Source organism: Kitasatospora sp. NPDC101235 (genome assembly GCF_044767505.1).
In the GTDB taxonomy this organism is placed as follows: domain Bacteria; phylum Actinomycetota; class Actinomycetes; order Streptomycetales; family Streptomycetaceae; genus Kitasatospora.
Genome location: NZ_JBIWNZ010000052.1, coordinates 1 through 12532, shown reverse-complemented (window position 1 = coordinate 12532; position 12532 = coordinate 1). Strand labels below are relative to the sequence as shown.

Here is a 12532-nt window from a genome sequence, read left to right as displayed (position 1 = left end):
GGAATGCCTGACGGCGTAGCCGGCTGCGCCCCAGCACCTACAACCTCCGCGCCGACGAGGAGATCCGGCCCTGGTCGTCGACGAAGGCGGTCGCGTTTGCCCCGGATGCCGTGCGCCGCCTCCCCGTCGAGGGCGCCGACCAGTAGTGGCTCGTCCCCCACCGCGATCCCCACGTGTCGTCGCGAGCAGCCCCAGGAGGCGTCGGGCGGGCTCGTCGGGCCAGGAGCGTCTGTTGGAGCCGGCCGCCACCAGCCGTTCCGGCATCACGCCCAGCTCCCGCGCCAGCGCCTCCAGACGCCGTCCCACCGGACCCGCCAGGGACAGCCGCAGGTGCACCCGTTCCGACGCCGCCTGCTGCTCCCGGTGCCCGTGGACGAGTTCGATGCGCTGGCGCTGCGCGTGCTGAGCCAGGAGTACGCGCCCGAGTGCGCGGTCACCCTGGCGGTGGAGCACTGGCTCGCCCTGCACATCGACGCCGACCCGGACCAGAGGGACCTGTTCTTCTCCGGCGCGGAGTACACCATGGACCGCGTGGACCAGCAGAACCAGTCGCTGTTCACACAGCAGCGGGCGTGGCTGCGCCGCCAGGAGCCACGGCGCAGCCCGGCGCTGGTGGCGACCGGAGTGGTGGTGTGCGGCTGCCGGGTCCGCTTCGAGGCGGTCGCCTCCACCGGCGAGCTCTACACGCACTCGCGCCGGTGGATGCGCGACGACCCCGAGTTCAACGAAGGCGCGGAGGAGGAGGCCATCGAGCAGGGCCTGCAGAGCTGTGCGGACTGCCCGGCGGGGTGCGTGGCTACGGTGGCCTACGTCGACTGCCCGTCGTGCGCCGGCTGGAGGGACACGACCGCCGGGTGAGCACGGCTGCCACGCTCCCGCTGCTGCTCCGCGCCCCGATCGCCGACTGCAACACGGCACTGCAACACGGGGTGCAACGCGCGCAACGCGGGCCCCGCGTTGCACCCCTGACCTGGGCCTTTGTCTCCTCCGGAGGGCAGCCGGGCCGTGTTGCAGTGGGCGTGTTGCACCCTAGCGGCCCGGCCCCGGCGCCCTCCTACTCCCAGCGCATGCCCAGCTCGGTGAGCCGTGCGGCGCGTTCGGCGGGGATGTCGGCGCGCCTGCTGCGGCTGTTCGCGATGAACAGGCCCAGGCTGATCAGCACGGTGGTGCCGCCGTCGGTGCCGTCGTCCACGACCAGGGGCTCCTTGTGCTTGCGAGGCACGTTCAGGTGCCCCTCGCGCTCGCGGTACTGGGCGGCGGCAGCGAGGTTGCGGCGTTCCTTCTCCGCGTGGCTCACCTTCCCCGCCGGCTTCTGCTCGGCGGGCAGCGGCTCCAGCCCGAGGACGTGCTCCAGCGCCCACTGCTGGGCCGGGCCGAGCTTGTCCCAGCCGACCTGCTGCATGCGGCCCCACCCGGCCAGGTCCTCGCCCTGGACGACGACGCTGCCCGGCTCGGCACCGGCGAGCGCGCCGCCGGCCTTCACGTGCCGCCAGGCCAGCGCGAAGGCGCGCTGCCATTCGACCGACCAGGCCGGGCACCACGCCGGGTCGATCTCATCCAGCGCGGCCTTGCGGTCGGCGGTCAGCGCCCCCGTCCAGTCCAGGCCCGTCTCCCCGGCCTCGGCCCGGCGCTGGAGGGCTTCGGTGCGGCGTTGGGCGGTGCGCAGGTTTTTCATGATGGTCCCGACCGGCCGCCCACCCCACACGGCCTCGTTCGGCGGGCAGGCGTGCCCGTGCTCGGCCGCATACCCGGCCACCGCGGCCAGGTTGTCGGTGAAGGCGGTGTCGAACGCCGACCAGACCATGCCCAGCGCGTCCAGCTCCTTGACGCGCTCAGCGTCCAGGACGTCGGCGGCCTTGTAGCGGCGCTGGTCGGCCACCCACACCCCGAGCCGGTGCCCGGACGGCGCCCGGTAGGCGTAGGGCACCTTCACGTCCCCGAACGCCTCCCGGTAGGCGAGCAGCTCCTCCAGGCCCCGCCGGAACTCCTCCCGCTCCGGCTCCAGCACCCGGGTCCGCACGAACGCCGCGATCACCGCCGGATCCCGCTGCGTGGAGAACTGCAGCAGCTGCGCCTCCCCGGCGGCGGAGCGGAACTCCTCCGGCTCTCCGGCGTGCTTCGGCTCGCGCGGCGGCCGGGTTTCGGCCTGCGGCATGGCCAGGCGCTCGACGGCCGCCGCGTCGTGCGCGCGCAGCGTCATGAGCAGCTTGGACAGGCCGTCGTAGGCCCGGGAGGTCAGCAGCTGGCCGCCGTTCTCGCCGGCACCCAGCAGCACCGGCACCACGATGGTGGCGACCTTCCCGCTGCCCGGATGCATCCGCAGCGCCCGCCCGACGGCCTGGACCAGGTCCACCATCGAGCCGCGCACGTCCGCGAAGAACACCGCGTCGCAGTCGAAGGTGTCCACGCCCTCGGACAGCACCTTCACGGAGGCCAGGATGTACCGCAGCAGCCGCCACCCGTCCTCCCTGACCAGCGAGGCGAACGTGCCCAGCACGGCCCGGCGCTCGGCGGAGGTGTGCTCCGCCTCCAGCCACATCGTGCCGACCAGCGCCGGGTCCGGGTGCAACGCCGGGTCCTGCTCCCACAGCACCCGCGCCACCTCCGGCAGGCCGGCACTCAGCGCCCTCGCCTCGGCCACCATGTGATGGAAGGACAGCACCCTCGACAGGTCCCACTCCGCACAGGCGGTCAGCAGAGCCGTCTGCAAGGCCGCCAGCCGCGCCCCCCGGTACTCCACCGACATCTCGTGCGCACCACGCTGCTCCAGGCCCTGGAGGACGGGGTCGGAGACGTCCACGCACAGGATCCGGTACGGGGCGATCACCCCGTCCGAGATCGCCGTCCCGAGCGGGTAGTCGTGGGCGACGGGCCCGTACAGCGCCTCGTCGTCCATGCTGGCGATCAGCTCGGCCGCCTCGATCCCGGCCTCTGCCGCCCGCTCCCGATCGCTGTCCTTGACCGCCCACAGCCGCGGGGTAGCCGTCATGAACAGCCGCCGGTCACACGGGATCCGGGCGTTGTCCAGGATCGCCGCCCACGGCCGCCCGGCCTGCCCCGAGGTCCGGTGCGCCTCGTCCACCACCGCCAGGGAGAAGGCCGACAGTCCGGCCTGGTGCGCTTTCTCCAAGTGGCCCAGGCCCAGACTGGCGTACGTGGCGAACACCGTCACCCGCCCCGCCCCGGCCGTCCACCTCACCAGCTCCGCCGGATCGGTGGTGCACCGCAGACCCACCGGCTGCTCGTTGCCGGTGAGCGAGCAGAGCCCCACCATCAGCCCGCCCTGCCCCTCCCGCTGCCACACGGCGACCGTCTGCTCCAGCAGCGGCAGCGAGGGCACGATCACCAGCGTCCGCTCCGCGTGCAGCCGCGAGGCGACGTGAACGGCCGTCAGCGACTTACCCGAGCCCGTCGCGGCCCGGATCTGGCACCGCAGCCCCTCCGGCGGCACCAGACCCGACGCGGGCAGCGTCAGAAGTCGTACTGACGCGTCGCACGCCTCTTCCTGGTGCAGGCGCAGTTTCTTCACCATGATTCGAATTTCCATTTCCCGGGATTCATGTGACACGGATAGGGCCGGGTGCAAGCCGTTTCCGGCTGACTCCGATATTCGGCGAGAAGACGCTCCGATTCCCGACTGGCCGTCACAGCCGGGGGTTTTCCTCGGCGGGCACCGCTACTGCGGGGACGTGGACCAGGCCCTCGCCGCCGCCCTGGACATGCTCCACCAGTACCGCCACCAGCCGTTCCGGCATCACGCCCAGCTCCCGCGCCAGCGCCTCCAGACGCCGTCCCACCGGACCCGCCAGGGACAGCCGCAGGTGCACCCGTTCCGACGCCGCCTGCTGCTCCCGGCGCACCCGTTCCGCCCACTCCCGCTCTGCCGCAAGGCGTACCTCGCGCGCCGCGATCCAGGCCTGGGCCTGCCCATCGAGCGCCAACGTCATAGGCAGCCCACCCCTCGGCGCCAACGAGGGCGGCGATTCGCTCCCATTCGGCCGCCTCCCACATGGGGCGAAGCCCCGAGCCATCCATGCGGCCGGCCTCCCGCGCCCAGACCTGCGCCTCCCACCGGCTGGCCTCGATCTGCTCGGGCGACCTCCCCTGAGCCCGACGCTGCACCAGCCGCCGTGCGAATTCAATTTCGTCAGTCTCGCCGCCCGCCACGCCTGCCTCCATGTATTACTCCCTCGAATTCGAGTGCAATTCGAAGGGGCTGCGAATCTGCGGTTTGTTGTCACTTGGGGATCAGCTGGTGTCACTGGCCCTTGTTGGTGGTGGCGTGTGGGGGCGGGGGAGTGCTGGGTGTCACCGGGGTGTGGATGTGTGGTGACACCAGGAGACGCCGCCCGGTGACATCATGATGCAGATTCCTATGCCAACCGCCGGCGTGCAGAGCCCTGGCTCTGGATGCCGGGCGTCCGGTGTTCAATACCGGGGTGGTGGACTGGGCACGCATACACGACAGCAGATTCGATGTCGATCGCGTCCCGGCGCTCCTGGCGCGGCTGGAGCGCCGGGACGACGCGGATGCGTGGCGGGAACTGGGTTGGCGGCTCGTCCTTGAGGGCGACCTGGTCTTTCCGGCCGGCTTCGCCGCCCTGCCGCAGCTGGTGAGCCTCGCGCCGCGCAGCGCGCAGGCGCGCGCCTTGGCGGGGCGGATCCTCGAGCGCGCGGCCGGGCACCACGGCTGCGACGCCCTGCTGGCAGACTGCGCCGGCACGATCGCGGAGTTCGGCGAAACGCTGGACCGGCACCTGCGGTCGCGGCCGGCCGACTATCTCGTCTCCTTCCGCGCCCTGCTCGCCGTCGCGCAGGAGTACCACTGGGCGAACGCCCTGGAGGGCTTCACGGACGACATCTACGAGCTGGAGTGCCCGCTCTGCGCTGCCGGGATGAAGATCGCCATCGGCCGGTTCGGGTGCTACTCGCAGGTGTGGGACGGCGACGAGGAGCTGCGACGGGAACTGCGACCGGCCGTTGCCGAGGAGCTCACGGGCACCGGCCAGTGGATGCACCGGACCGCGGTCCGCGACGGGCAGGAGGCGCTCGCCGACGGGATCGCCCACCTCTTCGGCGCCGCGGAATGCCCGGGGTGCGCCAGCGTCTTCAACATCGCGGACGAGTACACCCACGCCAACCGTCCAGCCGTGCTCATCGATCAGGTTCCCTCCTCGGCCCAGAACACCGGAGCGGGCGCACCCCCCAGCCACCCGGCAGGCGGTGTCGGTACCAGGTCCTACGCTGCGCCTGGAACGGAACCGAGCAGACAGGGACTGTGATGGCGTTGACGTTGGATGAGGCTGTGGAGCAGCTCGGCCACCGGCTTTCACCCAAACGGCGTTCCGCCGCGACGCGTCTGCGTCGGCTTGCCGATCCCGCAGCGGGCCCGCCGCTCCTGGAGGCCCTTGAGAGGGAGGTGCGCGATCCCCGTACGTGGGAGACCCAGTACCAGATGGTCATGGCACTGGGGATGTGCGGGCACCGTCCCGCGCTCGGCCTGCTCCGGGACCTTTCCCAGCGCCCGTTCGAGGCGACCATGGTGTACACCGCGCTCGGCGACGCGATCGTGCGGCTGAGTGCTCCCGAGACCACAACCGATTCCCTGCGCTGGTGTCTGGGCAGCGGCACCCCGATGCTCGCCGACGGCGCGCTTCGTGCCGTGGCGATGCAGCGGCTGGGCCTGGACACGGCCACGATCGACCACGTCCTGGACTTCCTTGAGCCCCTGGACCCCCACGACGGTCTCCGGTTCTGGGCCGCGGCTGCCGCAGCGGGCTGGCAGGGTTCCCGGGTCACGAGGTTTCTCCACCAAGGCGCAGCCGGTCCCCGGTCCGATGTGGCCAGTGCAGCCGCCTCATCCCTGCAGGGCAAGTACCAGACCTACACGCCCTTGTAGCAACCCGGCCGATCAATGTCGACGGCAGGCCGGTGTTGCGCCGGTGGTTGCGCGGTGGCGTCCGCGAGGATCGCGCGGCGGGCGTCGAGAGCAGCGGCCAGCAGGCGTTCGTCTAGTTCCGTCTCAGCGTCCCGGGTGGAGTCGTTGACGGGGATGCGGGAACGTCGGTCGATCAGCGCCGCCACGGCCGGCAGAGCGGGCAGTGCGTGGTGGCCCATCGTCGCGAGGCCTGCGAGGTAGTGCTCGCCAACCGTGTACTCGCCCAGGTGCGGTGTGATGAGGGCGAGCAGCCGGGGCAGTGCCGACGGGCCCGCGTGACGCAGCCACAGCGGGGCGCACAGAGCCTGCATCCGGCCTGGCCACCGAAACGTGAGGTTGTACAGCTGGGCCGCCTGCCGGAAGGTCAACGGGCCTGCGTCCAGGAGGGCGCCGAAGACCGCGGGGGCGTGTGCAAGGCGTCCTATCCCCACAGGTTTGGCCGCCAGGAGCGCTGCCGCGGACGCGCTGTCGTACGACGGCACAGTGTCGGGGCAGGGCCGAGTGGCCTTCGGGTACGGCGTGAACGGGACCGTGGCGGCCAGAGCGCCGTGCGCACGCATCGCCGCTCTCGAGACCGAGGCCGTTGTGAGGGCCGTCGCCATGGCATCGCCGACGCTGTGCCCGCAGTGACGGACGAGCAGAGGCAGCAGCTCGACCGGGGCCGCCCGCCAGTCGTGACACGCTTCGCGGGCGAGATCTGCGCCGATGTCCCGCGTTGCGGGGTCGGCGAGGAGGCGGGTCGCGACCGCGTACGTGTGCTGCTCGCGCCCCAGCCGGTACAGCACCTGCCCCCAAGCCCGTCCGATGCCCTCCAGACGGTGCGAGGCTTCAAGGGCGTCGGCGTACAGCGCTGCGTCCAGGGCCGGCCATTGCGCGGACGGGGCCGCCCGCAGGGTCTCCAGGTGGGCGAGGAAGCGGACAGAAGCCAGGGAGTCGGCTCGCAGGTGGGCGATGCGGGCGCCGAGTGCGCGGGCGAGAACGGTGCGCACGACGGGGTCGGTGAGTTCGCTGAGGGCCGTGAGGGCGAGGTCACGGCGCCCTGCGTCCACGACGAGCCTCGCGGCCCAGCATCGTACATCCTCGTCGGGGTCGGTGAGCCGGGCCAGCGCGGCGTTTGCGGCTTCGGGCCAGGGCCCGTCGTGGGCAAGGCTCTGGAGGAGAGCGAGGACCTCGCCGCGTACGACGGGGCTGTCGGAGTGCGCGAGCTGTAGGAGCCGGGAGGCGACGGGGCCGGTGCGGTCGGCGCGTACCGCGTCGAAGACCGCGATGCGGGAGGGATCGGCAGGCGTCGTGGCGGCTCCTGAGGCCACGGCCTCGTCCAGCCATCTCATCGGACGGGGCGGTGGTCGCCGATCCGTGCAAGGGATTCGATCATGCGGCCGATCATGCCATGCGCGGCTACAGAGCGGCCATGGTTTTCGGCCTCGCGGAGCCGCGAGGCCGGTGATCCCGGGTGCGCGGGTAGCCAGACGGAGCCCTGAACCGGCTCCCGGAGCACCCTCGCGGACGATGGTCTCCGTTCAGTGCCGCCGGCGCCTTCCCACTGGCCCGCAGGCACTGCCCACCGCTGGCTCGGCATGGTGCGTATACCGCACGTCCCGCCCTGGCGTCAGTGGAATGCCGATTGCGGTGTCACCCGCGTGCGGACTCCGGCTTCCTGGAGCGCAGACGCCCTTTCGTCATAGCTCGGTGCGTGGGCGGGCCAGGGGGAGTGGAGGTGGTGCTCGTGCCGGAGGCGGACGGACCAACGAGCACGGGGCCGGTGGTGCCGGTGGCTCTCGCGCGGCAGCAGGCGATGGACCGGCTGCTGGCCCTGGACACACGCGGTGAGCTGACGACCGGCCATGTGCGACTGGTCGCTGACGCGGTGGGGGTGTCGCTGCGCACGGTGTGGCGCTGGCCGGCCGCGGCCCGTACCGAGGGAAGGACCGGCGCGAGAGGGCGGGAGCGGTTCACGGTCACTCCGCAGCTGCACGCCCGGCTCGTCCTGTGGTGCGGGAACGCTGCCGCCGTGCACCGCGAACTGCTCGCCGAGGCCCGAGCCGCTGCGGAAGCCGCAGGCAGTGACGACGATGGCGGGCACGCCGACGCGGGCGGGGCCGTGCCACTGGTGGTGCCGTCGTTGGCGACGTTGCACCGGGCGATCCGCCGTGACCTGAACCCGGGCCAGCGCGCCGCCCTGGTGGGCGGTGAGCGGGCTCGGCGCCGCCACGATGTCCACCTGCGCCGGCCCCGGCAGTGGCGTAACGCCTGCTGGGAAGGCGACCACAAGCACGTCCCGGTCGAGGTCGACCTGCACGGCCAGCTCGTGTGCCCGTGGGTGACCTGGTTCATCGACTGCGCCCACGACGCCGTCACCGGCGTCGCGATCACCCCGCACACCCCGTCCCGGGACGCGATCCTGGCGGCGCTGCGCACCGCGATCTCCCGCGACGAACCCGACGGCCCCTACGGACCGGTCGGCGGCCTGCCCACTCTGGTACGGATCGACCGCGGCAAGGACTTCCTCTCCCGCACCGTTACCTCGGCGCTCGGCGCTCGGCGCTCGGCGCGTTCGCCGTCCCCGTCCATGACCTGCCCCCCTACACCCCGCACCTGAAGGGCACGGCGGAGAACCTCAACCGGTGCGCGGAGCGGATGTTCTTCGCCTCGCTGCCCCGCTACACCCACGCCCCTACCGCCTCCGTCCGACGCCCAGGCCAGGCCAAGGACGACACGGCGCCGCTGACATTCACCGCGTTCGTTCAACTGCTGCTGGACTGGGTGCACTGGTGGAACACCGAGCACACCTCGCCGGCCCTGGCCGGCCGCACACCTGTGCAGGCGTGGCTGCAGGACCCCACGCCGATCGAGGACCCGAAACCAGGGCAGCTATGGGCGTTCACCATGGAAGACGACGGCAGCACTCGCACACTCACCGGCAGCGGAGTGTACTGGCGGGGCCGCTACTACGTCGGCGACTGGATGCAGGGCCTGGCCGACGACGGCATCAAGGTCCGCATCCGGTACTTGCCCCACCACGCCCACGAGATCGAGGTCGTCGACGCCGTCACCGGCACCCACCTCGGTCCCGCCCACCTGTCCGACGCCGCCTCCGACGAGCAACGCTCCGCCGTGCGCCGCACCAGATCAGCTGAGCAGCGAAGGCTGAAGAAGGCGCTGGCCGCCGCCGAACGACTGCGCACCGAGCGGTTCGCGGCCGTCACCACCGCCCGAACCCCCGAACCGCTCCAAGCACTGACCGCGGCGGAAGCCGCAACCGAACTCGAAACGGCCGACGGCCGGGACCTGCGGGCCCTGGCCCTGCCCGGATTGATCCCCCACGCCCCGCTCCCGGACGGCTGGGTTCTGCCCCGACCCGCTGCCACACCCCGTCGCAAGCCAACCGGCCAACAACCCCCACCACCCGCCGGACCCGACCCACCCCAGTGACCGAACCCGACCCACCCCAGTGACCGAGCCCGAATGCCCCGGCCTGGACCGAACTCACCACCACGACCGCCTCCCCACCCGAATGCGACAGCTCCGCGCCCAGGTAGGAGAAACCATGACCACCGCGCCCGCCGTACGCCCCGGCATGCTGCCCCCAGAGCGCGCCGACCACTACCTCAACCTGACCGGGGCCCGCGTCGTGGCCACCGAGGCGCTGCGCACCACCCAGGACAACATCGCCGCCACCCTGCAGGCCCGCGCCATGATGGTGCTCTCCGGCGCCGCCGGCAACGGCAAATCGCTGTCCGTCAACGCCGCGCTGCGCCACCTCGCGCCCCGCACCACCTACCGGGTCGCGTTCCGCTCCCGCCCCACCCCGCGCGACATCCGCCACGAACTGTTCCGTGCCCTCGCCCTGCCGGGCGAGCCACCAGCGCGGCCGATCGAGTTCGACACCGTCCTCAAAGACGCCCTCGCCCGTTCCTTCCACGTCCTGGTCTGTGACGAGGCCCAGTGGCTGTCGCGCGAGTGTTTCGAGTACTGGCGCTATCTGTGGGACGACCCGGCCACCGACATCGCCGTCGTCTTCGCCGGCGGCGACGGCTGTGCGAAGGTCCTGCGCCGTGAGCCGATGCTCGCCTCCCGCGTCTACATCTGGCAGCAGGCTCTGCCGCTCACCCTGCCCGAGGTCCTGGCCACCATCCCCGCCTTCCACCCTCTGTGGGACGGCGTCGACCCGGACCTGATCGCCCTGGTCGACAAACAGGCCGCCCACGGCAACTTCCGCGCCTGGGCCCGCATCACCAAACACGCCGCCGACGGCCTCGCCGCCCAGCGCCGCACCCACATCGACGAGCACCTCCTACGCCAGGTCTACGACCGCCTGGGCACGGGCGCATGACCGCCCGCCCACGCCGCCCCCGCCGAAGGACCTGACCATGCTGATCTGCCCCGACCCGCCCCCGATCATCCTCGTCCTGGACCCGTACGACGACCCGCACCACATCCATGCCGCCCTTGCCGGCCACCAGCCCCACCACGGCCGGATCACCGTCCACCCCACCCCCGCCACCGACTCCAAAGTGGCCCTGGCCCTGGACATCATCGCCGCCCTGGGCAAGCCCCTTCCCACCAGGACCCGTACGGGCGACGGCGAACGGTTCTGGGCGATGGCCGCGGTCTGGATCCTCGCCACCTCCATCACCCATCTGACCGTCCTGCGTGCCCACCTCCTGTCCACGCCCCGCGTGGCGGAGCTATTGGCTCTGCGCTCGCGCACCGGCTTGCGCCTCCACCTGGTCTGCCACCGTCAACGCCCCACCCCGGCACTCCGGAAAACTCTGCGCGCTGCCGACCACCGCCTCGTCGAGGCCGCAGCCTTCCTGCCAGACTCCGGCGCCGACGACCTGCCCCCTCCTCGTACTCGGCGTCCTCTGGAGGGCCGCTGGATCGACCTCCCGGCCCTGACGACTTTGCGCGCCCTAGACGGCCCCCAGCGCCCCTGCTACTGCACCCCGCCCCTAGCCGCCGAGCGGCGCTACCACCCGCCCACGATGCAGCCGACCACCACCGCCGAAGTCGCCCACCGCCTCCACACAGCCACCGCCCATCCCCACCTGGCCGCCGCAGTGGCCACCGCAGTGTTCACCGCCGCCTCCGACACCCAGCTGATGACCGCCCACCCACGCGATGTCGCCATCGACGGCACCACCATCACCCTCCACGACCCCGACAACCTGCGCTTCGGCTGCCTAACCCACCCAGTCCCGCCCTGGGCCAGGCCGCTGCTCCGCGCCGCTCTCCACCTCGCCGCTCTCGCGAACGCCGCCAGCCGACCCCTCTTCAGCGACCCCTACCAAGGCGGTCATCCCGACCTGACCAACCTCGCCGAAGACTGCAAACTCCGCCCACCACAACCGCCTACACCCCGCAGCAAATCCCGCACCCGCACGCCATCCGCCGAATCCGCTAAACCCCAATGGCCGATCAGCAACGCCCACTACCACTACCCCTGGGCATTCCATGAGATCACCCACGGCTGCCCCCGACCACCACATCCCATCCGGCGCAAGTAACCACCGGCCAAGCACACCCCAAAAACCCCGACCGCCGCCCCCTCGCGTGCACGTGTGGGACTTCCAGCCGCGCGGGAGCCCCGACCTCGTCGGATCCATCCGCCGCCTGACCGCCGCAGCTGAAGGCCGGCCCCGCCGGTTCGGAGCCCGGCGCAGGCGCACGTTGGCCAGCCACGCGAATTTCGCCGCCATTGATCCCGCCATCTTCGCCCGGCAAACCCTTTCACCTCCCCGCCTTGCTGCTCCCGGAAGTGTGAGATGACCGCGCTACCGACCGGCCCTTCTGATGCCACCCCGGAGCCCCACAGGGCTTTATGCCCGTGCAATTTCTGCGCCCCCGAAACCCTATCTAATTCCCAGACTCTATCGGCTTCACATCTTTGATGCACAGATACGGGCGAAGCCCGCCCCTCCATACCTCCACGAGCGACACCAGTCCCCATACGACCATCCGTCACCTCGCCACCCGTCAAGGCGCAAAGTGCTCGACACCGACGATCACCCACCGCCGCAGTCAGCCCGGGCGGAGCCCGAACCCCACCCCCCAACCCACCGAAGGCTGAAGGCCTCACGCCCCACATCACCTCAACCCCAGAGCGCAGCACGTGAGCTGACCTCCCACCAAGGGAGCGAAGCACCCGCCCTCCAGGATCGGGCGCAGCCCTATCCCGCCGGCACAGCCGGCTCCGCCCCCGCGCGCAGCGCGGGCCACCCCCGGAGCGAAGCCGCAGCTCCGCTCCGAAGGAGCGGGCAATACCAGCGGGCGCTGCCGCCGCGCAGTGCCAAAGACGCAAGCAACCCGGGCCGAACTAAAGCCTTCCCCTCACACCCCGCCAACTCCGCGGCGCAGCCCGGAGTTGACCCACCAGCACCCAAGCCATGCACCACCGTCACCCCTTTCTGATCGGGCGCAGCCCGATCCGGCCGGCGGAGCCGGCCCTAGGCCGCGCGAAGCGCGCGCCAGCCCGGGGCGAAGCCCGGGGCCCCGCTCCGAAGGAGCGGGCAGTATCGGCGGCGAAGCCGCCGCGCAGCGCCGAAGGCGCAAGCAACCCGGGCCGAAGGCCCGTGGTTACCCGGCGTAGCCGGG

Annotated in this window: 8 protein-coding genes and 1 pseudogene; 6 read left to right on the top strand and 3 right to left on the bottom strand. The window is 71.8% G+C overall.

Features of this window, described 5'->3' with window-relative positions; all coding sequences use genetic code 11:
- Nucleotides 1-330: 330 nt before the first annotated feature.
- Entirely contained in the window at nt 331-858 is a 528-nt protein-coding gene (locus ACIRRH_RS41590; protein ID WP_403078446.1) for a hypothetical protein, read from the top strand.
- A 196-nt stretch (nt 859-1054) separates the two neighbouring features.
- Here the strand turns inward: ACIRRH_RS41590 and ACIRRH_RS41585 are convergent, their stop codons facing one another.
- On the bottom strand, nt 1055-3532 hold the full coding sequence (locus ACIRRH_RS41585; RefSeq protein WP_403078444.1) for a Helicase associated domain protein: 2478 nt from the start codon (nt 3530-3532) through the stop codon (nt 1055-1057).
- Between the two features lie 112 nt (nt 3533-3644).
- On the bottom strand, nt 3645-3947 hold the full coding sequence (locus ACIRRH_RS41580; protein WP_403078442.1) for a hypothetical protein: 303 nt from the start codon (nt 3945-3947) through the stop codon (nt 3645-3647).
- 495 nt (nt 3948-4442) lie between these two features.
- On the opposite strand from ACIRRH_RS41580, the gene ACIRRH_RS41575 reads away from it, so the two are divergent.
- Entirely contained in the window at nt 4443-5282 is an 840-nt protein-coding gene (locus tag ACIRRH_RS41575) for a hypothetical protein (RefSeq protein WP_403078440.1), read from the top strand.
- Nucleotides 5282-5899: a HEAT repeat domain-containing protein gene (locus ACIRRH_RS41570; protein ID WP_403078438.1), complete on the top strand. Its 618-nt coding sequence runs from the start codon at nt 5282-5284 to the stop codon at nt 5897-5899. The genes ACIRRH_RS41575 and ACIRRH_RS41570 overlap by 1 nt, the downstream gene beginning before the upstream one ends.
- On the opposite strand, the gene ACIRRH_RS41565 is transcribed toward ACIRRH_RS41570, so the two are convergent.
- Nucleotides 5884-7269 (bottom strand): HEAT repeat domain-containing protein, encoded by a 1386-nt coding sequence (locus tag ACIRRH_RS41565; RefSeq protein ID WP_403078436.1) that lies wholly within the window; start codon nt 7267-7269, stop codon nt 5884-5886. The two genes, ACIRRH_RS41570 and ACIRRH_RS41565, sit on opposite strands and share 16 nt — an antisense overlap.
- A 464-nt stretch (nt 7270-7733) precedes the next feature.
- Here ACIRRH_RS41565 and ACIRRH_RS41560 point away from each other — a divergent pair.
- From ACIRRH_RS41560 to ACIRRH_RS41550, 3 genes and pseudogenes are all read left to right on the top strand, one after another.
- Nucleotides 7734-9370 (top strand): annotated as a pseudogene (locus ACIRRH_RS41560) (Mu transposase C-terminal domain-containing protein).
- Nucleotides 9371-9485: 115 nt separating this feature from the next.
- The gene (locus tag ACIRRH_RS41555) at nt 9486-10271 is read left to right on the top strand and encodes an ATP-binding protein (RefSeq protein WP_403078434.1); all 786 of its coding nucleotides are present in this window, start codon (nt 9486-9488) and stop codon (nt 10269-10271) included.
- Between the two features lie 37 nt (nt 10272-10308).
- Nucleotides 10309-11445, top strand: coding sequence for a hypothetical protein (locus ACIRRH_RS41550; protein WP_403078432.1), 1137 nt, complete (start codon nt 10309-10311; stop codon nt 11443-11445).
- Nucleotides 11446-12532 lie beyond the last annotated feature (1087 nt).

Bases quoted from the DNA above. Each gene is read 5' to 3' on its own strand.
- ACIRRH_RS41585 (WP_403078444.1), bottom strand. From the start codon at position 3,532: ATGGTGAAGAAACTGCGCCTGCACCAGGAAGAGGCGTGCGACGCGTCA.
- ACIRRH_RS41580 (WP_403078442.1), bottom strand. From the start codon at position 3,947: ATGACGTTGGCGCTCGATGGGCAGGCCCAGGCCTGGATCGCGGCGCGC.
- ACIRRH_RS41570 (WP_403078438.1), top strand. From the start codon at position 5,282: ATGGCGTTGACGTTGGATGAGGCTGTGGAGCAGCTCGGCCACCGGCTT.
- ACIRRH_RS41565 (WP_403078436.1), bottom strand. From the start codon at position 7,269: ATGAGATGGCTGGACGAGGCCGTGGCCTCAGGAGCCGCCACGACGCCT.
- ACIRRH_RS41555 (WP_403078434.1), top strand. From the start codon at position 9,486: ATGACCACCGCGCCCGCCGTACGCCCCGGCATGCTGCCCCCAGAGCGC.
- ACIRRH_RS41550 (WP_403078432.1), top strand. From the start codon at position 10,309: ATGCTGATCTGCCCCGACCCGCCCCCGATCATCCTCGTCCTGGACCCG.